The 21212-nt window shown below is 65.8% G+C and carries 17 protein-coding genes; 4 read left to right on the forward strand and 13 right to left on the reverse strand.

What is annotated here, in order from left to right:
* Nucleotides 1–10: 10 nt before the first annotated feature.
* On the reverse strand, nucleotides 11–727 hold the full coding sequence (locus HNE05_RS18775; RefSeq protein WP_173210186.1) for a murein L,D-transpeptidase catalytic domain family protein: 717 nt from the start codon (nucleotides 725–727) through the stop codon (nucleotides 11–13).
* 132 nt (nucleotides 728–859) lie between these two features.
* Here HNE05_RS18775 and HNE05_RS18780 point away from each other — a divergent pair, with 132 nt between their 5' ends.
* The 4 genes from HNE05_RS18780 (at nucleotide 860) to HNE05_RS18795 (ending at nucleotide 5210) form a co-directional block, all read left to right on the forward strand.
* Nucleotides 860–2410: a L,D-transpeptidase family protein gene (locus HNE05_RS18780; protein WP_173211734.1), complete on the forward strand. Its 1551-nt coding sequence runs from the start codon at nucleotides 860–862 to the stop codon at nucleotides 2408–2410.
* 76 nt (nucleotides 2411–2486) lie between these two features.
* Entirely contained in the window at nucleotides 2487–3407 is a 921-nt protein-coding gene (locus HNE05_RS18785) for an SPFH domain-containing protein (RefSeq protein ID WP_173210188.1), read from the forward strand.
* The gene (locus tag HNE05_RS18790) at nucleotides 3404–3862 is read left to right on the forward strand and encodes an NfeD family protein (RefSeq protein ID WP_173210190.1); all 459 of its coding nucleotides are present in this window, start codon (nucleotides 3404–3406) and stop codon (nucleotides 3860–3862) included. Before HNE05_RS18785 ends, HNE05_RS18790 begins: the two co-directional genes overlap by 4 nt.
* Nucleotides 3863–3953: 91 nt before the next feature.
* Entirely contained in the window at nucleotides 3954–5210 is a 1257-nt protein-coding gene (locus HNE05_RS18795; RefSeq protein ID WP_173210192.1) for an esterase/lipase family protein, read from the forward strand.
* A gap of 127 nt (nucleotides 5211–5337) precedes the next feature.
* Here the strand turns inward: HNE05_RS18795 and HNE05_RS18800 are convergent, their stop codons facing one another.
* The 12 genes from HNE05_RS18800 to pepP form a co-directional block, all read right to left on the reverse strand.
* Complete coding sequence (locus HNE05_RS18800; protein WP_173210194.1) at nucleotides 5338–6243, reverse strand: amino acid ABC transporter substrate-binding protein; 906 nt, start codon at nucleotides 6241–6243, stop codon at nucleotides 5338–5340.
* Between the two features lie 179 nt (nucleotides 6244–6422).
* The gene (gene potE / locus HNE05_RS18805; RefSeq protein ID WP_173210196.1) at nucleotides 6423–7760 is read right to left on the reverse strand and encodes a putrescine-ornithine antiporter; all 1338 of its coding nucleotides are present in this window, start codon (nucleotides 7758–7760) and stop codon (nucleotides 6423–6425) included.
* 345 nt (nucleotides 7761–8105) lie between these two features.
* Entirely contained in the window at nucleotides 8106–10982 is a 2877-nt protein-coding gene (gene gcvP, locus HNE05_RS18810) for an aminomethyl-transferring glycine dehydrogenase (RefSeq protein WP_173210198.1), read from the reverse strand.
* Nucleotides 10983–11196: 214 nt separating this feature from the next.
* The gene (gene gcvH, locus HNE05_RS18815) at nucleotides 11197–11586 is read right to left on the reverse strand and encodes a glycine cleavage system protein GcvH (protein WP_173210200.1); all 390 of its coding nucleotides are present in this window, start codon (nucleotides 11584–11586) and stop codon (nucleotides 11197–11199) included.
* Nucleotides 11587–11638: 52 nt separating this feature from the next.
* On the reverse strand, nucleotides 11639–12721 hold the full coding sequence (gene gcvT, locus HNE05_RS18820) for a glycine cleavage system aminomethyltransferase GcvT (RefSeq protein ID WP_173210202.1): 1083 nt from the start codon (nucleotides 12719–12721) through the stop codon (nucleotides 11639–11641).
* 285 nt (nucleotides 12722–13006) lie between these two features.
* On the reverse strand, nucleotides 13007–14626 hold the full coding sequence (locus HNE05_RS18825; protein ID WP_173210204.1) for an ABC transporter permease: 1620 nt from the start codon (nucleotides 14624–14626) through the stop codon (nucleotides 13007–13009).
* Between the two features lie 61 nt (nucleotides 14627–14687).
* Nucleotides 14688–15494: a substrate-binding periplasmic protein gene (locus HNE05_RS18830; RefSeq protein WP_173210206.1), complete on the reverse strand. Its 807-nt coding sequence runs from the start codon at nucleotides 15492–15494 to the stop codon at nucleotides 14688–14690.
* A gap of 164 nt (nucleotides 15495–15658) precedes the next feature.
* Nucleotides 15659–16660 carry an extracellular solute-binding protein gene (locus tag HNE05_RS18835; protein ID WP_173210208.1) on the reverse strand — a complete coding sequence of 334 codons (1002 nt, stop codon included), beginning with the start codon at nucleotides 16658–16660 and terminating at the stop codon, nucleotides 15659–15661.
* 304 nt (nucleotides 16661–16964) lie between these two features.
* On the reverse strand, nucleotides 16965–18182 hold the full coding sequence (locus HNE05_RS18840; protein WP_173210210.1) for a 2-octaprenyl-3-methyl-6-methoxy-1,4-benzoquinol hydroxylase: 1218 nt from the start codon (nucleotides 18180–18182) through the stop codon (nucleotides 16965–16967).
* A gap of 9 nt (nucleotides 18183–18191) precedes the next feature.
* Entirely contained in the window at nucleotides 18192–18674 is a 483-nt protein-coding gene (locus HNE05_RS18845) for a DUF4442 domain-containing protein (RefSeq protein WP_173210212.1), read from the reverse strand.
* A 7-nt stretch (nucleotides 18675–18681) separates the two neighbouring features.
* The gene (ubiH, locus tag HNE05_RS18850; RefSeq protein WP_173210214.1) at nucleotides 18682–19866 is read right to left on the reverse strand and encodes a 2-octaprenyl-6-methoxyphenyl hydroxylase; all 1185 of its coding nucleotides are present in this window, start codon (nucleotides 19864–19866) and stop codon (nucleotides 18682–18684) included.
* Nucleotides 19867–19870: 4 nt separating this feature from the next.
* Nucleotides 19871–21205: a Xaa-Pro aminopeptidase gene (gene pepP / locus HNE05_RS18855; RefSeq protein WP_173210216.1), complete on the reverse strand. Its 1335-nt coding sequence runs from the start codon at nucleotides 21203–21205 to the stop codon at nucleotides 19871–19873.
* Nucleotides 21206–21212: the final 7 nt, after the last annotated feature.

Here is a 21212-nt window from a genome sequence, read left to right on the forward strand (position 1 = left end):
TACTAAAAGCTCAGCTTTTCGGCGGGGCCTGGCGGGCGAGGATGCTCGCCACCCGCTGCGGTTTGCAGTCCAGGTAGGCGGAGTTGCGCAGCCAGCGCCGATCCGAGTGCCAGGCAAAGAGGAATTGCCCGCCCTTGAGCTTGTCGACCACCATCCGCGCCACTTGCGGACGCACCGCCGGGCAGCCCAGGCTGCGGCCGATACGGCCCTGGCTGCGCACCAGGCGCGGGTCGACGTAGCTGGCACCGTGAATGACGATGGCGCGCTCGCGCGCCAGATCATTCAACCCCGGCTCCAGGCCATCCATGCGCAACGAATAGCCATGCTTGCCACGGTAGCTCTCGGCGGTACGGAACAGGCCGAGGCTGCTCTGGTAGCTGCCCTCGCGGTTGGAAAAACTCTGCGCGAAGTTTTCCCCGGAGCGGCGGCCGTGGGCCACGTAGTCACTCAGCAGCAGGCGCTTGCGCTGCAGATCGAAGATCCACAACCGGCGCGCCGTGGACGGCTGCGAGTAATCGATCACCGCCAGCCGGCTGGCGGGTTCGGCGCCGTGGTTGACCGCACACTGCATGGCCGCCACGGCATGCCGCAGCGCCTGCTGATTGAGGCCCGGCGCCACGCGGGCGAGGTCCTTGATCAGCTGGTCATTCGCCGTGGGCGCCGCCAGCAGCGGTGCACAAAACAGCCAGAGCCCCATCAGGGCCAAGCGGCCAACTCGTCCAAACATGCGCGCAATACCTCAAAAAACGCTACGCCCGTCGTGCCCTGTCACAAGGGCCGACGCCAATCCACTTATACTGACTAGCAGCCGCCCGTCACTGCTGACGGGGTACCCTGAGCCATGGACTGGAGCAGTATGTTGTTCAAAAAGTGTGCATCTTACCCGAGCATTCTCCTGCTCACCCTGCCACTGGTCGCGAACGCCATGGAGGCACCCGACGCCCAGCCGGTCGACCTGCGCCCGCTGTTGATGCAGCCCGCCAGCCCCTGTACGGCCGTTCTGGCAAGCCTAGACGACTCTACGGCAACCCTGCTGAACAACTTCTATGCACAGCGCGACGGCCGTCCGGCCTGGCGTGACGCCCCCCATCTGCAACTGCTCCAGGAGCAACTCGCGCAACTGGCGGACGACGGCCTCAACCCGGCTGACTATCCACTCCCGCAGAGCGCGGACCACTGCAACGACCTGCAGGCCAGCAGCAGCTACCTGCGCGCCCTGCGCGACCTGCGCAGTGGCCGTCTCGACCAGCAGCAGCTGGAACCGCTGTGGCGCGACCCACAACAAACCCGCCCGGACCCGCAGCTGGCGACACTGTCCATCGCCCTGCTGCAAGTGGATGACCCCGCCGCCGCATTTGCCAGCGCCCGCCCCACCCTGCCGCAGTACCAGCGCCTGCGAGCTGTTTATGCCCATGAACGCCTGCAACCCCTGCCCAGTTGGCCAGCGCTGCCGACCGGCCCGCTGCTGCGCCCCGGCAAACAGGATGCGCGGGTGCCGTTGCTGCGCGAGCGCCTCAACCTGCCAGTCGACGAGGTCCAGGCCGAGTTCTATGACCCGAGTACCGTCACCGCCCTGGAAGACTTCCAGGCGCGACACGGGCTCAAGCCCGATGGCATCCTCGGCCCGGCCAGCCTGACCGAACTGAACCTCGATGCCCTGACCCGCCGCGCACAGTTGCGCGTCAACCTGGAGCGCCTGCGCTGGCTGGCCGACGACCTCGGCCAGGCCCAGGTGGCGATCAATGTCGCCGCCGCCGAACTGCTGGTCTTGCAGCAAGGCGAAGAACGCTGGCGCACCCGCACCCAGGTCGGTCGGGTCGAGCGGCAAACCCCGCTGCTAGCCTCACGGATCAACCGACTGACACTCAATCCGACCTGGACAGTGCCGCCGACCATCCTGCGCGAGGACAAGCTGCCGGCCATCCGCGCCGACCGCAGCTACCTGAGCGAGCATGAGATGGACGTCTACGACCATGACGGCAATTGGCTCGATCCCGAACAGATCGACTGGGACAACCCTGGCGCCATCCTCCTGCGCCAGGCTGCCGGGGTGCGCAACCCGCTCGGCCAGGTCGCCCTGCGCTTCGGCAACCCGTTTTCGGTGTACCTGCACGACACCCCCAGCAAGAACCTCTTCGAAAAAGCCCCGCGCCTGTTCAGCTCCGGCTGTGTGCGGGTCGAGGCCGTCGACAGCCTGCTGACCTGGCTGCTGCCACCCGCGGAGCTGGCCAGCGTGCAGACCCGCATTGCCAGCGGCAAGACCCAGCAATACCGTCTGGCGCAACCGGCGCCGCTGCTGATCGCCTACTGGACGGTCGAAGTGGATGCCGACGGCCAGCTGCGCTATGCCCCCGACACTTACCAGCACGATGCCCGACTGATCCAGGCACTGCGCGCGAGTGGCAGTTGAAGCGGACCAGGCAGCAACGTGGTAGCGACTGTGCTTAGATGCGTTAACCCCCTATGTACAAGACAGGAGAATTAATATGGAAATTGGTGGCGTACTGCTGCTCTTCGTCGGCCTCGCCGTGGCCGTGGTGTTCATGGGCTTCAAGGTGGTGCCGCAGGGCTTCGAGTGGACGGTGGAGCGCTTTGGCCGCTACACCAACACACTCAAGCCGGGCCTCAATATCATCGTGCCGGTGATGGACAAGATCGGCCGCAAGCTCAACGTGATGGAAAGCGTGCTGGATATCCCGCCGCAGGAAGTGATCACCGCCGACAACGCCACGGTGCAGATCGACGCCATCTGCTTCTTCCAGATCATCAACTCGGCGCAGGCCGCCTACGAGGTGAACAACCTCGAGCACGCCATCCGCAACCTGGTGATGACCAACATCCGTACCGTGCTCGGCTCCATGGAGCTGGACGCCATGCTCGGCCAGCGCGACGCGATCAACGAGCGTCTGCTCAAGACCGTGGATGAAGCCACCGCGCCCTGGGGTATCAAGATCACCCGTATCGAGATCAAGGACATCAGCCCGCCCGCCGACCTGATGGCGGCCATGTCCGGGCAGATGAAAGCCGAACGGATCAAGCGCGCGCAGATTCTCGAAGCCGAGGGCCTGCGTGCCGCCGCCATCCTCACTGCCGAAGGGCAGAAGCAGGGCGACATCCTCAAGGCCGAAGGCCAGCGCCAGGCCGCCTTCCTCGAAGCCGAAGCGCGCGAACGTGCCGCCCAGGCCGAAGCCGAGGCCACGCGCATGGTGTCCGAGGCCATCGCCAGCGGCAACGTGCAGGCGGTCAACTACTTCGTTGCGCAGAAGTACATCGAGGCCCTGGGCAATCTGGCCAGCTCCGACAACAGCAAGGTGATCCTCATGCCGCTGGAAGCCAGCCAGGTGATCGGCGCGGTCGGCGGCATCGGCGAAATCGTCAAGGCCACCTTCGGTGACCAGCAGAAATGATGGCCTACCTGCAGCACCTCTCCTACTGGGACTGGCTGGCCTTCGGCACCGTACTGCTGATCCTCGAGGTCTTCGGCGCCGGCGGCTACCTGCTGTGGATCGGCCTGGCCGGCGCCAGCGTCGGCGTGCTGACCTTCCTCTTCCCGGAGCTGCCCTGGACCCTGCAGTTCATCCTGTTCGCCGTGCTCTCGGTGCTCACCGCCGTGCTCTGGTGGCAACGCCAGCGCAGCGCCGGCAAGCCCTCCGACCAGCCCGGCCTGAACCAGCGCGGCAGCGAGCTGCTCGGACGCCAGTTCGTCCTGCACGAGGCCATCGTCGGCGGACGCGGCAAGATCAAGGCCGGCGACAGCCTGTGGCTGGTGATCGGTGCGGATCTGCCAGCCGGCAGCGAAGTCCGTGTGGTCGGCCAGGACGGCGTGCTGCTCAAGGTCGAAGCGGTGCACCCGCAAGGCTAGCGACTCATGTAGCAACGGGCTGCTCGATGGGCCAGGCGTTGGCTGACGAGCAGCTGGATTGCAGTTTTTTACATCTGGATGGAGTGCATGGATGGCCCGATTGCTTGTACTGGGGCTGCTCGCCCTGCTGGGCGGCTGCCAGTTGCTGGAGCTGGATCGTCAGTACGCCAGTGCCCAGCGCGAACTGCTGCTGATCCCCGGCACCCTGCAGGGCTCGGAGCAGGCGCTGGTCGCCCTGCTCGACCCGCAGGCTCGGCTGCTGGCCTACCGCATCGTCCAGCCGGGCGGGCTGTTCTACTTCAGCATGCCCGCCGGCGATTACCAGTTGCTGGCCTTCAGTGATCGCAACGGTAATCTGCGCCTGGATGCCGACGAGCCACACCACTGGCTGCCACAGGCCCGCACCGCGCCCTTCCGAGTGCAGCCAAACGCCGAACAGCGTAGCCAGCTCGGCCAGCTCAACCTGCTGCAGCCCGAACTCGCCAGTCACTCGCGCGCTACGCCGCCGGCCCTCGACCTGAGCCAGGCCTACCGCGAGCTGCCGCGCCTGCAGCACAACTATCTGCAGGTGGTGGACTTCGATGACCCGCGCTTCTCGCCGCAACGGGTCAGCCAGGGCGCCTGGCAGCCCCTGGACTTCCTCAGCGAGGTCGGTTACGGCCTGTACCTGCTGGAGCCCTGGGACGCGGACAAGGAACCGATAGTCCTGGTGCACGGGATCAACAGCGGCCCGCCGGTGTGGCGCGAGTTGGCTGAGCACATCGACCGCGAGCGTTTCCAGTTGGTGCTGTTCCACTATCCCAGTGGCCTGCCGCTGAACCACAGCGCCTACCTGCTCGGCGAGGCGTTGCGCGATGTGCAACTGCGCCACCGCCCGCAGCGCTTCCATGTGTTCGCCCACAGCATGGGCGGGCTGGTGGCACGCCGCGCCGTGCAACTGCTCAGCGCCGGCGGCGGCACCGACCGGCAATGCCTGTTCCTCACCCTGGCCACACCCTGGGATGGCCACCCGTCGGCGGCGGACGGCATCGCCCGGGCACCAGTGGTGGCGCCGGTCTGGCGCGATCTGGCGCCGGGCAGCCAGTACCTGCAAAGCCTCTTCGCCACCCCATTGCCGGCACATATCAGCCAGTGGCTGCTGGTCAGCTACAGCGGCAACAGCCGGCTGCTGGAGCAGCCCAACGACGGCGTGGTGCCACTGGCCAGCGAGCTGCGGGCCGCCGCCCAGGATGAAGCGCAACGCCTGTTCCTGCTGGCCGAAGACCACACCAGCATCCTCGCCAGCCCGCGCAGCCAGGAGCTGATCCGGCGGGCGCTGAGCGAGTTGCCGGACAGTGGCTGCCGCTGAGCGACTCACCGTAAGGTGCGCTACGCGCACCCGTAAGAGCTGAGATAGACGCTAAGAGCCTGTCCGCGATCTTTTTAGAGCCTGCTTTAAACGTGGTAGCCGACGGACAGGAGATCGTGCACAGGCTCTAAGGCAGCGCATAGACCTTGAACAGCGCCTGCTCCGCCTCACCCGGCTTGCCGAGGTGTTCGGTATACAGTCGCTCAAGCTCGCCGGAGCGGTACAGTTCGCTCAATGCGCTATCGACCAGCAGGCGCCAATCCTCGTCACCGCGCGGCACACCCAGCGCGACCGGCACCGACTCGAAGATGCGCGGCAATACCTGCAGCTGCTCGGTACCACTGTGAGCCCTCAGGTAGTGCTCGAGGAACATGCGCTCGGAGAAGAAGGCATCGGCCTGGCCACTGGCGATCAGCGCCACACCCTGGTCGTAGCTCTCAACCGTCAACAGCTTCACCACTACTCCCAGACGTCGCACCTTCTCCAGAATCCACGCCTGGGTAACGCCGCCGGCCATGCTCACGTAGGTATGCTGGGCCAGGCCGCGGTTGACCGTGGCCCGCCAGGTCGGCCCGCTATGCGCAGGTTGGCCGCTGAGCACGGCCAACAGAGTCTGCGGCGCATCCTCGCGTACCAGTACACCCAGGCCGGCGGTGTAGACCGGCACCGAGAAGCTCACCGCCTGGCGTGCGGCCAGGCTTTCCGGGCTTGGCGTGCAGAGAATGTCGGCCTTGCCCGTGGCCAGCGCAGCAGTCTTCTTCGCGTCTGCGACCGCCAGGAAATTCAGCTTGAGTTCGCCAGCTCCCAGCTCGGCCTGGACCCTCTGCGCGATACGCCGGCACAGGTCGATGCCATAGCCACTGACCTGCTCGCCCTGCTGGCTGCTGAAGGGCGCCACTTCCGGCACGAACGCCAGGGTCATGCTGTTGCTGCTGCGCACCCGCTCGAGGGTGTCGGCAGCGGCCAGCAGCGGCAGCGCCGCAACCAGGCAGAGCAGCGCCCGGATGGTCGATTTGATCGGATTTAGCGTCATGTCCTGTTCCCTGAATAGTGATGCCTGTGCCATGCCTAAGAACCCGTCCACGATCTCTTGTCGGTCGGCCATACCGCGTTAAAAACAGGCTCGGAAAGCTCATTTACAGCTCGTAAACTCCGCTTCCTCGCCTGTTTTTTGCCTTGTCTGGCCCTAGTCCAAAAGATCGTGAACAGGCTCTAGGACCTCCCGCGGGTCGTCGGTCTGGTCGGCGCGTCGACGAAACGCTTGGTGATAAAGCCGTAGAGTAGGTAACCGATGACCAGGACGATGGCCGCACCAAACACCGCATCCTTGCCGGAGGCATACAGGGCGTAATAGCAATAAAGCATCGCCACCAGCAGCACCGCCACATTGCGGGTAAAGATCGCCGTACCGACCTGGGCCTTGTACATGATCACCAGCAGCCCGGAGAGCGCCGTGACGTAAGGAATCAGGTTGGTGACCGCCGCCAGGTTGACCAGTTTGCTGAACTGCTCGCTGGCGTTCGGCGAGATGGTCGACAGGGCCAGCAGCGTCTGCAGCACGGCGCAGGCGATCATGCCGATGATCGGTGCATCCAGCTTGCTGACGCGGGCGAACAGCCTGGGAAACATGCCCTCTTCGGCGGTGACCTTGGCGGTCTGGCCGAGGGTGAACTGCCAGCCCAGCAGGGAGCCGATGCAGGCCATCACCGCGAGAATCATGATGATGTTGCCCACCAGCGGATTGAACATCTGCGCGTAGACATAGGCGAACGGCGCGCTGGAATTGGCCAGCTCGGCGTTGGGGATGATGCCCTGGATCACCGTGGTCGAGAGGATGTAGACCACCGCCGCACCGAGGGTGCCGAACAGGCAGGCCAGCGGCACGTTGCGCTTGGGATTGTCTACCGCGTCTGAGTTCTGCGCCGCCGACTCCATGCCGAGGAAGGCCCACAGGGTCAGCGGGATGCTCTGCGCGATGGCATCGTTGGTGGCCAGGTTGTTGGGGTTCCAGGCCGCGGCAAACACCGCACTGTCGAACCAGAACCAGCCGATCACGCTGAGCCCCGCCACCGGAATGATCACGCCCCAGACGGTGATCGAGCCGATCTTGCCGGTGATGCTCGGGCCACCGAAGTTGGCCACGGTGGTCAGCCAGATCAGTCCGACCGTACCGATGAACAGCGGAATGGCGCCGCTGCCCAGCCAGGGGAAGAAGGGCGTCAGATAACCCACAGCGGAGATGCCGATGGCCACATTGCCGATCGCCAACGAGAGGAAGTAGAGAAACGAGCAGAGGAAGAACGCCGACTTGCCATGCGCCTCCTCGCTGTACGCCGACATGCCGCCGGAGCGCGGGCAGTAGATGCCGCATTGGGCAAAGCAGTAGGCGATGGCCATGGAGCCGATGGCCGTGATGATCCATGACAGCAGCGACACCGCCCCCAGCTGCGCCATGCTCGACGGCAGCATGATGATGCCGGAACCCATCATGTTCACCGCCACCAGGGTGGTAAGCCCCATCAGGCTCATTTTCTTGCTTGCTTCAGCCATCGAAGACTCCCTGATCGATTTGCCACACGCAACCGGCTCCGGCACCTCAGGAGCCGGGAGCAGACAACGCGAATATGAGTAGCCTGATGTGTAGCGGACTAACCCTGCCGATGCCGGCCTCCCCCGCCGCATCCGTCATGCCCGCTACTCTGGGGCACTATGACTGCAGAAATATTTACCGCACTGCACCAGATCAAGAGCGTAGCAAAGCCTTGAACGCAGTCCGGCTTTTCTCCGCAGCCCGCCCCATATGCGCAGGAGGTCGCGGCTGCAGCCGCTTGCGCAGGAGAAATCGCCGGCAATAAAAAACCGCCCGAAGGCGGTTTTTCATGGCCCTCGCGCGATTTACTCGCGGTAGTCGTCCATCGGCACGCAGGCGCAGAACAGGTTGCGGTCGCCGAACACGTTGTCGATACGGTTCACCGCTGGCCAGTACTTGTGCGCGCGGGTGTGCGCGGACGGGGTCACCGCTTCCTCGATGCTGTACGGCCGCTCCCACACGCCGGTGACGTCGGCCAGGGTGTGCGGGGCGTTCTTCAGCGGGTTGTTCTCGGCTGGCCACTCGCCGCTGGCGACCTTGGCGATCTCCGCACGGATGCTCAGCATGGCGCTGATGAAGCGATCCAGTTCTTCCTTGGACTCGCTCTCGGTCGGCTCGATCATCAACGTGCCCGCCACCGGGAAGGACATGGTCGGCGCGTGGAAGCCGTAGTCCATCAGGCGCTTGGCCACGTCTTCCTCGCTGATCCCGGTTTCCGCCTTGAGCGGGCGCAGATCGAGGATGCACTCGTGGGCGACGCGATCGTTACGGCCGGTGTAGAGCACCGGGAAGGCGCCGGTCAGCTGGCTGGCCAGGTAGTTGGCGTTGAGGATCGCCACTTCGGTGGCGTCGGCCAGTTGCGGGCCCATCATGGCGATGTACATCCAGCTGATCGGCAGGATGCTCGCGCTGCCCCAGGGCGCAGCGCTGACCGCGGTGTTCTGCGGGTTCGGTCCCTGCAGCTCGATAACCGGGTGGTTGGCGACGAACGGCGCCAGGTGCGCGCGCACGCCGATCGGGCCCATGCCCGGGCCGCCACCGCCGTGGGGGATGCAGAAGGTCTTGTGCAGGTTCATGTGCGACACGTCGGCGCCGATATCGGCCGGACGGGCCAGGCCAACCTGGGCGTTGAGGTTGGCGCCGTCCATGTACACCTGGCCACCGGCGGCATGCACCGCGTCGCAGATGTCGCGGATGCCTTCCTCGTACACGCCGTGGGTCGACGGGTAGGTGATCATCAGGCAGGCCAGCTTATCGCCGGCCTCCAACACCTTGGCCTTGAGGTCGTCGAAGTCGACGTTGCCCGCAGCGTCGCAGTCCACCACCACCACACGCATGCTCAGCATCTGCGCGGTGGCCGGGTTGGTGCCGTGGGCCGAAGCCGGGATCAGGCAGATGTCGCGGTGGCCATCGCCACGGCTCTGGTGGTACTTGCGGATCGCCAGCAGGCCGGCGTATTCGCCCTGGGCACCGGAGTTGGGCTGGGTGCAGATGGCGTCGAAACCGGTGATGGCGCGCAGCCACTCTTCCAGCTCATCGATCATCAGCTTGTAGCCCTGGGCCTGCTCGGCCGGCACGAAGGGGTGCAGGCTGGCGAATTCCGGCCAGGTGATCGGGATCATCTCGCTGGTGGCGTTGAGCTTCATGGTGCAGGAGCCCAGCGGGATCATCGACTGGTTGAGGGCCAGGTCCTTGTTCTCCAGGCGCTTGAGGTAGCGCAGCATGGCGGTTTCGCTGTGGTGCGTGTTGAACACCGGGTGCGTCAGGTAGGCTGAGGTGCGCAGCAGCTCGGTCGGGATGCCCTGGGGCAGTTCGCCGGCATCCAGTTCGGCCACGCTCAGGCCGTGGTCGGCGCCGAGGAAGATGGCGAACAACTGCTCGACGGTCTGCGCGCTGCAGGTCTCGTCCAGGCTGACACCCAGCTTGCCGCGGCCGAGGATGCGCAGGTTGATGCGCGCCGCCTTGGCCGACTCGATGATGGCGGTCTGCATGCCGCCGACTTCCAGGGTCAGGGTGTCGAAGAAGTACTGGTTGTCGCGCTGCACACCCTTCTGCGCCAGACCGGCGGCGAGGATGGCGGTCAGCCGGTGGACGCGCTGGGCGATCTGCTTGAGGCCTGCGGGGCCGTGGTAGACGGCGTAGCAGCTGGCGATGTTGGCCAGCAGCACCTGCGAGGTGCAGATGTTGGAGTTGGCCTTCTCGCGGCGGATGTGCTGCTCGCGGGTCTGCAGGGCCATGCGCAGCGCGGTGTTGCCGCGGGCATCTTTCGATACACCGATGATCCGCCCGGGCATGGCGCGCTTGTAGGCGTCGCTGGTGGCGAAGAACGCCGCGTGCGGGCCACCGTAGCCCATCGGCACGCCGAAGCGCTGGGCCGAACCGAACACCACGTCGGCGCCCAGCTCACCCGGCGGGGTCAGCAGCAGCAGCGACAGCAGGTCGGCCGAGACGCAGGCCAGGGCCTGCTGGGCATGCAGCGCGGCAATGAGCGGACGCAGGTCGCGAATCTCGCCGTGGGTGTCCGGGTACTGCAGCAGGGCGCCGAAGACCTGGTGCTGGCTCAGCTCATCGAGGTTGCCGACCAGCACTTCCAGGCCGAAACCTTCGGCGCGGGTCTGCACCACGGAGATAATCTGCGGGTGGCAATTCTCGTCGACGAAGAACAGGTTGCTCTTCGATTTGGCCACGCGCTTGGCCAGGGCCATGGCTTCGCCAGCGGCAGTGGCTTCGTCGAGCAGCGAGGCACTGGCCAGGTCGAGGCCGGTGAGGTCGATGGTCAGCTGCTGAAAGTTCAGCAGCGCTTCCAGGCGACCCTGGGCGATTTCCGGCTGGTAGGGGGTGTAGGCGGTGTACCAGCCCGGGTTCTCCAGCACGTTGCGCAGGATCACGGTCGGGGTCAGGGTGCCGTGGTAGCCCATGCCGATCAGGCTGGTCCACTGCTGGTTCTGCTGTGCGTAACCCTTGAGCTTGGCCAGGGCGCCCTGCTCGTCCAGCGCCGGCGGCAGAGCCAGCGGGCCATTCAGGCGGATGGCCGGTGGCACCGTCTGCACGATCAGTTCGTCGCGGTCGGCCACGCCGAGGACGGACAGCATGGCCTGCTGCTCGCCGGCATCGGGGCCGAGGTGACGACGGAGGAAGGCATCGGGCTGGTGCAACTGGGCGAGACGGGGCGTCTGGGACATGGTGGGACTCTCGGGAAATGACAGAGCCTCGACGAATCGAGGCTCGGCGACGAAGGTGACCTGGGGCGGTTCGTAGAAGCGGATCAGGATCTCGCGAGCTAGAGCCAGACTAGGCGGAAGTGGCCGAGGGGGCGGAGTTTACGTGCTGTAAATGAGCACCCCGAGGCCGCTTCCAACGACGTCTGGCCGACGCGCAGCAGATCCTGGCCGCTTCTCAGGCGTCGGCTTCGCAGGCGGCTTGATAGCCGGCGGCATCCAGCAGGCTGTCGAGGTCGGCGGCATTGCTCGGCTGCAGCTTGAAGAACCAGGCGGCGTAAGGTTCGCCGTTGACCTGTTCGGGGCTGTCGCTGAGGGCTTCGTTGACCGCGATGACTTCGCCGGCGATCGGTGCGTAGATGTCCGAGGCGGCTTTCACCGACTCCACCACACCGGCTTCCTGACCGGCGGCCAGCTGCTTGCCGACTTCCGGCAGTTCGACGTAGACCACGTCACCCAGGGCTTCCTGAGCGTGGTCGGAAATACCCACGGTGACGGTGCCATCCGCTTCGAGGCGGGCCCACTCGTGGCTGGCAGCAAAACGCAGATCGGCGGGGATAGTGCTCATCAGGGTGTCCTCAGGATCAGGTGGCGGGTAGCCCGCCCGGAAAAGTTAGCAGTTAGATGGTGGCTTTGCCGTTACGCACGAAGTTGGCTTGCACGACGCGCACCGGGTACCACTTGCCGCGAATCTCCACTTCGGCGCGTTCGCCGGTGGCCGCCGGCACTCGGGCCAAAGCGATGGACTTGCCGAGGGTCGGCGAGAAGCTGCCGCTGGTGATCTCGCCTTCGCCAACGCCTTCGATGCGCACCACCTGGTGGGCACGCAGCACGCCACGTTCTTCCAGTACCAGGCCGACCAGCTTGGGCTGGTCACCGGCGGCACGCTGGCTTTCCAGGGCGGCACGGCCGACGAACTGGCGCTCGGCCGGTTCCCAGGCAATGGTCCAGGCCATGTTGGCGGCCAGCGGCGAAACGTCGTCAGTCATGTCCTGGCCGTACAGGTTCATGCCGGCTTCCAGGCGCAGGGTGTCGCGGGCGCCGAGGCCGATCGGGGCGATGCCGGCACCGACCAGCTCGCTGAGGAAGGCGGCGGCCTGTTCGGCCGGCAGCATGATTTCCAGGCCGTCTTCACCGGTGTAACCGGTGCGGGCGATGAACCAGTCGCCTTCCGGCAGGCCCTGGAACACCTTGAGTTCGTTGATGATCGCGGCACGCGCGGAGCTCACCAGTTCGGCGGTCTTGGCGCGGGCCTGGGGGCCCTGAATGGCGAGCATGGCCAGTTCGGCGCGCTCGGCCAGGGTGACGTCGAAGCCGGCGGTGTGCGCCTGCATCCAGGCCAGGTCCTTGTCGCGGGTGGCGGCGTTGACCACCACGCGGTAGCCCCAGTCGGTGAGGTAGACGATGAGGTCATCGACCACGCCGCCGCGCTCGTTGAGCATGCCGCTGTAGAGGGCCTTGCCTGGAGTTTTCAGACGCGCCACGTCGTTGGCCAGCAGGTACTGCAGCCAGGCCTGGGCCTGAGGGCCGGTGACATCGACCACGGTCATGTGGGAAACGTCGAACACGCCGCAGTCACGGCGCACCTGATGGTGCTCCTCGACTTGCGAGCCGTAGTGCAGTGGCATGTCCCAGCCACCGAAATCGACCATCTTGGCGCCAAGCGCCAGATGCTGTTCGTACAGAGGGGTACGTTGTCCCATGGGTAACTCCTTGCGCTAGACGCCCGCCCGCGCCGGCCGGGGCCTGCAGCGGATACGGGGTTCATGGTCGGGCTGCGTCAGCAGGCGCGCATTGTAGCCCCGCAAAGGCGTCTGGTCATCTCGCAAAATGACCGCATAGTCTAGGGTTCGGCGAGCTAGAGCCGGGCAAGGCGAAAGCGCGTGAGGCCGCGGAGTTTACGAGCTGTAAATGAGCAGGCCGAACGCGCTTGACCAGCCAGAGCTGTTACTGCGTTTCAACGCAGCCCGGCCGACGCGCAGCCAACCCTAGTGCCCTGGCTGGCGGGCCGAGCGGCGAATCAGGCCTATCACCGGCAACAGGCCGACCAGCACCAGGCTCAGCGCCGGCAACGCGGCACGCGCCCACTCGCCCTCGCTGGTCATCTCGAACACCCGTACCGACAGGGTGTCCCAGCCGAAGGGGCGCATCAGCAGGGTCGCCGGCATTTCCTTGAGCACATCGACGAACACCAGCAGCGCGGCGCTCAGCGCGCCCGGCACCAGCAGCGGCAGATAGACCCGCAGGAACAGCTGCGGGCCACCTACGCCGAGGCTGCGCGAAGCCTGCGGCAATGACGGGCGAATGCGCGCCAGGCTGCTCTCCAGCGGCCCGTAGGCGACCGCCATGAAGCGCACCAGGTAGGCCAGCAGCAAGGCGCCCAGGCTGCCCAGCAGCAGCGGCTTGCCCGCCCCGCCCAGCCAGCTGGAGAGGGGGATGACCAGATGATTGTCCAAGTAACTGAACGCCAGCATCACCGCCACCGCCAGCACCGAGCCGGGCAGCGCATAGCCGAGATTGGCCAGGCCCACCGCGGCATGGATGCCACGGGTCGGCGCCTGGCGGCGGGCAAAGGCCAGTAGCAGGGCGACGCTCACGGTGAGCAGGGCCGCCAGGCCACCCAGATAAAGGGTATGCAGGATCAGCCCGACATAACGCTCATCCAGATCGAAACGGCCGCGCTGGAAAAACCACACCAGCAGCTGCGCCATCGGCACGACGAAAGCGCAGGTGAACACCAGGCCGCACCAGCCACTGGCCAGCGCCGCCTGCCAACCGCGCAGGTGGTACAGCGGCTGGCCCCGTGGCCGCTCGCTGGCCGGGCGCGTGGCACCCCGCGCACGGCGCTCGCCATACAGCACCAGCAGCACCGCCAGCAGCAGCAGGCTGGCCAGCTGGGTGGCGCTGGACAGGCTGTAGAAGCTGTACCAGGTCTTGTAGATGGCGGTGGTGAAGGTATCGAAGTTGAACACCGAGACCGCGCCGAAGTCGGCCAGGGTCTCCATGATCGCCAGGGCCAGACCGGCGCCGATGGCTGGGCGCGCCATCGGCAGGGCGACACGCCAGAACGCCTGCCAGGGCGACTGGCCGAGCACCCGCGCCGCCTCCATCAGGCCCTTGCCCTGCGCCAGAAAGGCGCCGCGGGCAAGCAGGTAGACGTAGGGGTAGAAGACCAGCACCAGGACGATGATCACCCCGCCGCTGGAGCGCACCCGCGGGAAGCGCAGGCCGCTGCCGAACCAGTCGCGGGCCAGGGTCTGCAGCGGCCCGGCAAAGTCCAGCAGGCCGACGAAGACGAAGGCCAGCACATAGGCAGGAATGGCGAAGGGCAGCATCAGCGCCCAGTCCAGCCAGCGCCGCCCGGGGAACTCGCAGAGACTGGTCAGCCAGGCCAGACTGACACCCAGCAGCACCACGCCCGTGCCGACCCCGACCACCAGCAGCAGGGTATTGGCCAGCAGGCGCGGCAATTGCGTCTGCCACAGGTGCGCCCAGATGCTCTGGTCGACCTCATGCCAGGACAGCAGCAATACCGAAAGCGGCAGCAGGACCAGGGCGGCGATGGCAAAGGCGATGGGATACCAACGGCGCTGGGCGGGATGGGCCACGCAAAGTCCTCAGGGCTGACAGCTAGGCTAGGGCGCGCGCAGTATAACGGCAGCTGGCCAGCTAGTCCGCCCCCGGCGCCTGTTGCCAATCATGCAGGCCATAGCGCGCCAGAATCTTCTCCAGCTCGCCACTCTGACGCAGGCTGCTCATGCCGTCCGACAGGATCTGTGCATATTCACTGCAGGCCGGACAAACCTCCTCGGGCGCGAAGGCGATGTACAGCAAACGGTCAATCTCGCCCAGCTGCTCGCCACCAGCGTCACGGAAACGGTCGGCCAGCCCCATCTGCTTTGCGGTATAGCGAAACGCCAACTCGTCGGAGCGCACCAGACTGATACGTCCGTGCAACAGCTTGTTAAGGTTGTTCTGCAGTGCGTCCTCGCCATGCGCATACTGCACCCGCTCCGTACCCTCATTAGCCGCGATGTAATCGCGAATCGGTGCATAGCCGTAGCCGGCAATCAGACCCAAGCGCTCGGAATACAAGGACTGCGTGCCGTTGTAACGCCAGGTGCTGTCGGCCAGGGTGAAATAGGCGCCGCGAATGCGCGCCTGCTCCTGCTGCGGAGCCTGCAGCGGCTGCTCCAGTTTCTGCAGCATGCGCGGCGTAACACCGATAAGCCCCTGATAGCGCCCGGCCTGCACCGATTGCTGGGCACGGTTCCAGGGCTCGACCAGATACACCACCTTATATCCGGCAGCGCTGAATACCCGTTGGGCGATTTCGACCATGAAACCCGGACGCTCGCTGTCCGGATCGCAGTTGTAGGGACACCAGGCATCGGCCACCAGAATGATGGTTTCGGCCTGGGCAGTGCCCATGGCAATGGTCAGCAATCCCGCTGCCAGTAGAGGCTTGGCAAACATCGGCAAATCCTGTCGGCGCGCAACGGGTCCCCGCACTGCCCGACACAGGGGTGCCGGCAACATCAGGGGGGGTATTGCAACCAGTAAGGCGCAGCCGGGTGCTGCGCTTACTGATTATAGGCCTCGCGGTGATTAGCCGCGGACAAGAAGCTGCCGCACAAGCATCAGTTCCAGCCGGCGCGATCCATCAGCTTGGTCGCTTCGGCCTGGCGCTTGCCCGCCACTTCCATCGGCACGCTGTCGGCCTTGAAGCTGCCCCAGGCAGCCACTTCGGCAGACGGCTTGACCACCGGGTTGGCCGGGTACTCCTGGTTGACGTCAGCGAACAGGCTCTGCGCTTCGGCGCCGGTCATCCACTCCAGCAACTTCTGCGCCTCGGCGGCATGCGGAGCGTGCAGGGTCACGCCGGCACCGGACATGTTGACGTGCACGCCACGGTCGGCCTGGTTCGGCCAGAACGGCTTGACCTTCAGATCCGGCTGCTGCTTGTGCAGGCGGCCGTAGTAGTAGGTGTTGGTGACGCCTACGTCGCACTGGCCGGCGTCGATGGCCTGGAGCAAGGCGGTGTCATCGGCGAACACGTCGGTGGCCAGGTTGTTGACCCAGCCTTTGACGATCTCTTCGGCCTTGGCTTCGCCATGGGCCTCGATCAGGGTGGCGGTCAGCGACTGGTTGTAGACCTTCTTGCTGGTGCGCAGGCACAGGCGGCCTTCCCAGTTGCTATCAGCCAGGGCTTCGTAGGTCGACAACTCTTCCGGCTTCACGCGCTCGGTGGAGTAGAAAATGGTCCGCGCGCGCAGCGACAGGCCAGTCCAGGCACCGGTGCTGGAGCGGTACTGCGACGGAATGTTGGCCTCGATCACGGCCGACTTGAGCGGCTTGAGCACGCCTTCCTGCTCGGCCTGCCAGAGGTTGCCGGCGTCCACGGTGATCAACAGGTCGGCCGGGGTATTCGCCCCCTCGGCCTTGAGGCGGGCCAGCAGCGGCGCTTCCTTGTCGGTGATGAACTTCACCGTTACGCCGGTCTTGGCGGTGTAGGCGTCGAACACCGGCTTGATCAGCTCGTCGATGCGCGCGGAGTAGACCACCACTTCATCGGCCGCCTGGACGCTGGTAGCCAGTGCGGAGAGAGCCAGGGTAGCGATAAGACCTGTGCGAGCCTGCATGATGCCGCCTCATGTTGAGAAGAAGGAGCCGAATAGTAGTGAATACTATTTAGCTTCTCAACTACACAGATGTCGCAGGCGTTAACGAATATTGCAGGAAGCCTGTCGGAACCTGTTCACGATCTTCTGTACTAGAGCCAGACAAGGCAAAAACAGGCGAGGAAGCGGAGTTTACGAGCTGTAAATGAGCATGACTCGTTTCACTCGCCCTTCGGGTCGCGCTAAAGCGCGTTAGCCTCAAGCGGCTTGCCGAGCCTGTTTTTAACGCGGTATGGCCGACGGACAGGAGATCGTGAGCAGGTTCTCAAGCCCGCGCCAACAGCGGCAGATCACCGGACAGGCCGAGAGCCTGACGAACGAACAGCGCCTTGGCCTCCGGCAAGTCGTCGACCCAGTTCAGGCCGCTGTTGCGCAGCCAGCGCAGCGGCAGCGGGTCGGCCTGGAACAGGCGCTCGAAGCCTTCCATGGCCGCCATCATTGCCAGGTTGTGCGGCATGCGCCTGCGCTCGTAGCGGCTGAGCACACGCACGTCGTTCGGCTGCTCACCGCGCTCGAGGGCATGCAGCAGCACTTCGGCCAGCACCGCGGCATCGAGGAAGCCGAGGTTGACGCCCTGCCCGGCCAGCGGATGGATGCTGTGGGCAGCGTCGCCGATCAGCGCCAGGCCGCTTTCCACGTAGCGCTTGGCGTGGCGCTGGCGCAGCGGGATGCACAGGCGTGGGTCGACCTGGCTGACCTCGCCCAGGCGCCACTCGAAGGCCTTGCCCAGTTCGTGGCGGAATGCGTCGTCGTCCAACGCCATCAGCCGCTCGGCCTCGGCCGGCACCGCCGACCAGACGATCGAGCACCAGTGCTCATCGTCGCCTCGGCGCAGCGGCAGGAAGGCCAGCGGGCCGTCGTCGGTGAAACGCTGCCAGGCCGTGGCCTGGTGCGGGCGGGCGCAGCGCACGCTGGTGACAATGGCGTGGTGCAGGTAATCCCACTCGCGGGTGGCGCAACCGGCCAGGCGACGCACCGCCGAGTTGGCGCCGTCGGCGGCCACCAGCAGCGACGAACGCAGCTCGCGGCCATCGGCCAGCTTGAGCAGCCAGCCATCGCCGGAGCGGCGTAGCTGCTCCAGGCGCGCATTGCCGAGCAGGCCCAGGCGGCTGTCGTGCAGGCGTTCGAGCAGGGCATCCTGGACCACGCGGTTCTCGACGATGTGGCCGAGGGTTTCGGCATGCACGCTGGCCGCGGAGAAGTGCACGCTGCCGGTGCCGGAGCCGTCCCACACCTGCATGTCGCAGTAGGCCGAGGCCCGCCGCGCGGCAATCCCCGGCCATACATCGAGGCGTTCGAGAATGCGCTGGCTGGCGGCGGACAGCGCGCTGACCCGTGGCTCGAAGGCGGCGTCGGCCGCGAAGGGCTTGATGCTCAGCGGGCCGCCGTCGACCACCAGGATATCCAGGCCACTGTGCTCCAGGGCCAGAGCCAGGGCGCTGCCAACCATGCCGGCGCCCACGATGATCAGATCCGCTTGCATCGCTTTTCCTTATGCCACTTGCCGCGCACGCGGCTTGAGGCGGACGTAGAGAGTCTTGTGTACGGTGGCGACCAGGCTGCCGGCGCCGTCGCGCACTTCCACCTTGAGCTCGGGCAAATACTTGTCGCCCTGGGCGGTATGGCTGCGGATGTCGCTGAGCAGGGTCTCATCGATGTGAAAATCGGCGTACACCGGGCCCTTGCCCGGCGCGACGAAATCGATGTGCGCGGCCTTGTCCCAGACAATGTAATCGCGCCCGAGGTTTTCCATGATCATCAACATGAAGAAGGGATCGGTCATGGAATACAGCGAACCGCCGAACTGGGTGCCGACATAGTTGCGGTTGTACCAGCCCAGGCCCATGCGAATACGGATCGCGCGCAGATCCGGGGCCATCTTCAATACGCGGATACCCGCACCCAGATAGGGCGGGTAGAGATTCATCGCCCAGCGCAGCAAACGCGCCTTGCGGGCCAGTCGGCGGTTACTCATGACCATCCTAAAGTGTACGGGTGCCCAGGCCCATGGCCTGGCGGGCGAACCAGCGCTTGGCCGGCGACAGCAGGTCGAGACCGAGCAGGCCGAGGGTGCGCCCGGCCACCAGCAACGACTCGTTGCGACCGAACAGGCGGGTAACCCGATCCGAGAAGCCGACGGTCAGCGCCTGATCCTGCTGCTGGACGCTCAGGTAGCGTTGCAGGGTAGCGAAATCGCCGAGCGGCGCTGGGCTGGCCAGCAGGCAGTCAGCCAGGGCCAGGGTGTCGCGCAGGGCCAGGTTGTAGCCCTGCCCCGCCACCGGGTGCAGGCTGTGCGCGGCATTGCCAAGCACCACCAGATGTGGACGTACCTGCTCCAGAGCCTCGACCAGTGCCAGCGGGTAGGTATGCCGGGCGCCGACCTGGCGCAGGGCGCCGAGGCGGTAGCCGAAGGCCTGCTGCAGCTCGGTGAGGAAGGCGCGCTCGTCCAGCGCCTGCAGGCGCGCGGCGTCATTGCCCGGACGAGTCCAGACCAGCGCGCAGCGGTTGTCCGCCAGCGGCAGCATGGCCATCGGCCCTTCGTCGGTGAAGCGCTCGAAGGCCTGGCCGGCGTGCTGCTCGGTGGGGCTGATATTGGCGATCAGCGCCGTCTGCCCATAGGGCGTATGGCGCACCGCAATGCCCAGCTGCTCGCGCAGGCCGGAGCGTCCGCCATCGGCCAGCACAGCGAGGTCGCAATCGAGGATTTCCTCATCGTTGAGGGTCAACCGGTAGCCATCGGCCAGGGCTTCCAGGCGGGTGACTTCGGCGGGGCAGCGCCAGCTCACCACGTCGCGGTCGAGGGCCTGCCACAGGCAGTGGCCGAGCCAGGCGTTTTCCACCACATAGCCGAGGGCCGCCACCCCTTCGTCCTCGGCACTCAGGCGCGCGGCACCAAAGCGGCCACGGTCGGAGACATGAATCTGGCTGATCGCCTCGGCACGCGGGCTGATCGCCGGCCACAGGCCGAGGCGCTCATAGATCTGCCGGGTACCGAAGGACAGCGCCGTGGAGCGTGCGTCGTAGCTGGGCTGGTAACTGTCGCCAGGGGCGAACGGCTCGACCAGCACGATCTGCCAGCCACGCGCCTTGGCGCCGGCCTGCAGGGCCAGGGCCAGGCTCGCGCCGACCAGGCCACCGCCGATAATCGCCAGCTGCACCCGCTTCATCGACTCAGGCCGCCTGGCTGCGGGCGACAGCCATCAGCGCCTCGATCTCGGCGACCGTCTTCGGCACGCCGGTGGTGAGGATTTCGCAACCGCTCTTGGTCACCACCACGTCGTCCTCGATGCGCACGCCGATGCCGCGCCACTTCTTGGCCACGTTCTGGTTGTCCACGGCGATATAGATGCCGGGTTCGACGGTCATCGCCATGCCCACTTCGAGCACGCGCCACTCGCCGCCGACCTTGTATTCGCCGACATCGTGTACGTCCATGCCCAGCCAGTGGCCGGCGCGGTGCATGTAGAAAGGCTTGTAGGCTTCAGCCGCGATCAGCTCGTCGACCTGGCCTTCGAGCAGACCCAGCTCGACCAGGCCGGCGGTGATCACCCGCACGGTGGCCTCATGGGCTTCGTTCCAGTGCTTGCCGGGGGCGATGTGCTTGAACGCCTCCTCGTTGGCCTTGAGCACCAGCTCGTAGATGGCCTTCTGCTCGGCTGAGAACGTACCGCTGACCGGGAAGGTGCGGGTGATGTCGCTGGCGTAGCAGTCGATCTCGCAGCCGGCGTCGATCAGCACCAGATCACCATCCTTGAGCGGCGCATCGTTCTCGCGGTAGTGCAGGATGCAGGCGTTGCGGCCGGCAGCGACGATTGAGCCGTAGGCCGGCATCTTCGCCCCGCCCTTGCGGAACTCGTAGTCCAGCTCGGCTTCCAGGTGGTACTCGGCCAGGCCGGCACGGCTGGCCTGCATGGCGCGGATATGCGCGCGCGAGCTGATCTCGGCGGCTTCCCTCATCACTTTCACTTCATTGGCCGACTTGTACAGGCGCATGTCATGCAGCACATGGTCGAGGGCAACGAATTCGTTAGGCGGAGTGGCGCCCTGGCGGGCCTTGGAACGGATCACGTTGACCCACTCCATCAGCCGGTGGTCGAACTCCTGGTTCCGTCCGATGCCGTAGTAAACGCGCTCACGGCCTTCGATTAGGCCCGGCAGGATGTCGTCGATATCGCCGATGGGGAACGCATCGTCGGCGCCGAAGTTGCTGATCGCACCGTCCTGGCCGGCGCGCAGGCCGTCCCACAGCTCACGCTCCGGATCACGCTCGCGGCAGAACATCACGTATTCGCCATGGGCGCGACCGGGGATCAGCACCAGCACCGCTTCCGGCTCGGGGAAGCCGCTGAGGTACTGGAAGTCGCTGTCCTGGCGATAGACATGCTCGACATCACGGTTGCGGATGTACACCGGCGCCGCCGGCAGGATGGCGATGCTGTTGGGTTCCATCTGCGCCATCAGCGCCTTGCGCCGCCGGGCGTATTCCGACTTGGGGATGCTGACCATGGCGATA

This window comes from Pseudomonas campi, from assembly GCF_013200955.2.
GTDB classification, from domain to species: domain Bacteria; phylum Pseudomonadota; class Gammaproteobacteria; order Pseudomonadales; family Pseudomonadaceae; genus Aquipseudomonas; species Aquipseudomonas campi.

What these genes read in the sequence shown, in the direction of transcription:
- ubiH (WP_173210214.1), bottom strand. Translation starts at nt 19,866, where the DNA reads ATGAAGCGGGTGCAGCTGGCGATTATCGGCGGTGGCCTGGTCGGCGCG.
- gcvH (WP_173210200.1), bottom strand. Translation starts at nt 11,586, where the DNA reads ATGAGCACTATCCCCGCCGATCTGCGTTTTGCTGCCAGCCACGAGTGG.
- gcvP (WP_173210198.1), bottom strand. Translation starts at nt 10,982, where the DNA reads ATGTCCCAGACGCCCCGTCTCGCCCAGTTGCACCAGCCCGATGCCTTC.
- HNE05_RS18800 (WP_173210194.1), bottom strand. Translation starts at nt 6,243, where the DNA reads ATGACGCTAAATCCGATCAAATCGACCATCCGGGCGCTGCTCTGCCTG.
- HNE05_RS18775 (WP_173210186.1), bottom strand. Translation starts at nt 727, where the DNA reads ATGTTTGGACGAGTTGGCCGCTTGGCCCTGATGGGGCTCTGGCTGTTT.
- HNE05_RS18785 (WP_173210188.1), top strand. Translation starts at nt 2,487, where the DNA reads ATGGAAATTGGTGGCGTACTGCTGCTCTTCGTCGGCCTCGCCGTGGCC.
- HNE05_RS18790 (WP_173210190.1), top strand. Translation starts at nt 3,404, where the DNA reads ATGATGGCCTACCTGCAGCACCTCTCCTACTGGGACTGGCTGGCCTTC.
- HNE05_RS18845 (WP_173210212.1), bottom strand. Translation starts at nt 18,674, where the DNA reads ATGAGTAACCGCCGACTGGCCCGCAAGGCGCGTTTGCTGCGCTGGGCG.
- HNE05_RS18840 (WP_173210210.1), bottom strand. Translation starts at nt 18,182, where the DNA reads ATGCAAGCGGATCTGATCATCGTGGGCGCCGGCATGGTTGGCAGCGCC.
- pepP (WP_173210216.1), bottom strand. Translation starts at nt 21,205, where the DNA reads ATGGTCAGCATCCCCAAGTCGGAATACGCCCGGCGGCGCAAGGCGCTG.
- potE (WP_173210196.1), bottom strand. Translation starts at nt 7,760, where the DNA reads ATGGCTGAAGCAAGCAAGAAAATGAGCCTGATGGGGCTTACCACCCTG.
- HNE05_RS18835 (WP_173210208.1), bottom strand. Translation starts at nt 16,660, where the DNA reads ATGCAGGCTCGCACAGGTCTTATCGCTACCCTGGCTCTCTCCGCACTG.
- HNE05_RS18795 (WP_173210192.1), top strand. Translation starts at nt 3,954, where the DNA reads ATGGCCCGATTGCTTGTACTGGGGCTGCTCGCCCTGCTGGGCGGCTGC.
- HNE05_RS18830 (WP_173210206.1), bottom strand. Translation starts at nt 15,494, where the DNA reads ATGTTTGCCAAGCCTCTACTGGCAGCGGGATTGCTGACCATTGCCATG.
- gcvT (WP_173210202.1), bottom strand. Translation starts at nt 12,721, where the DNA reads ATGGGACAACGTACCCCTCTGTACGAACAGCATCTGGCGCTTGGCGCC.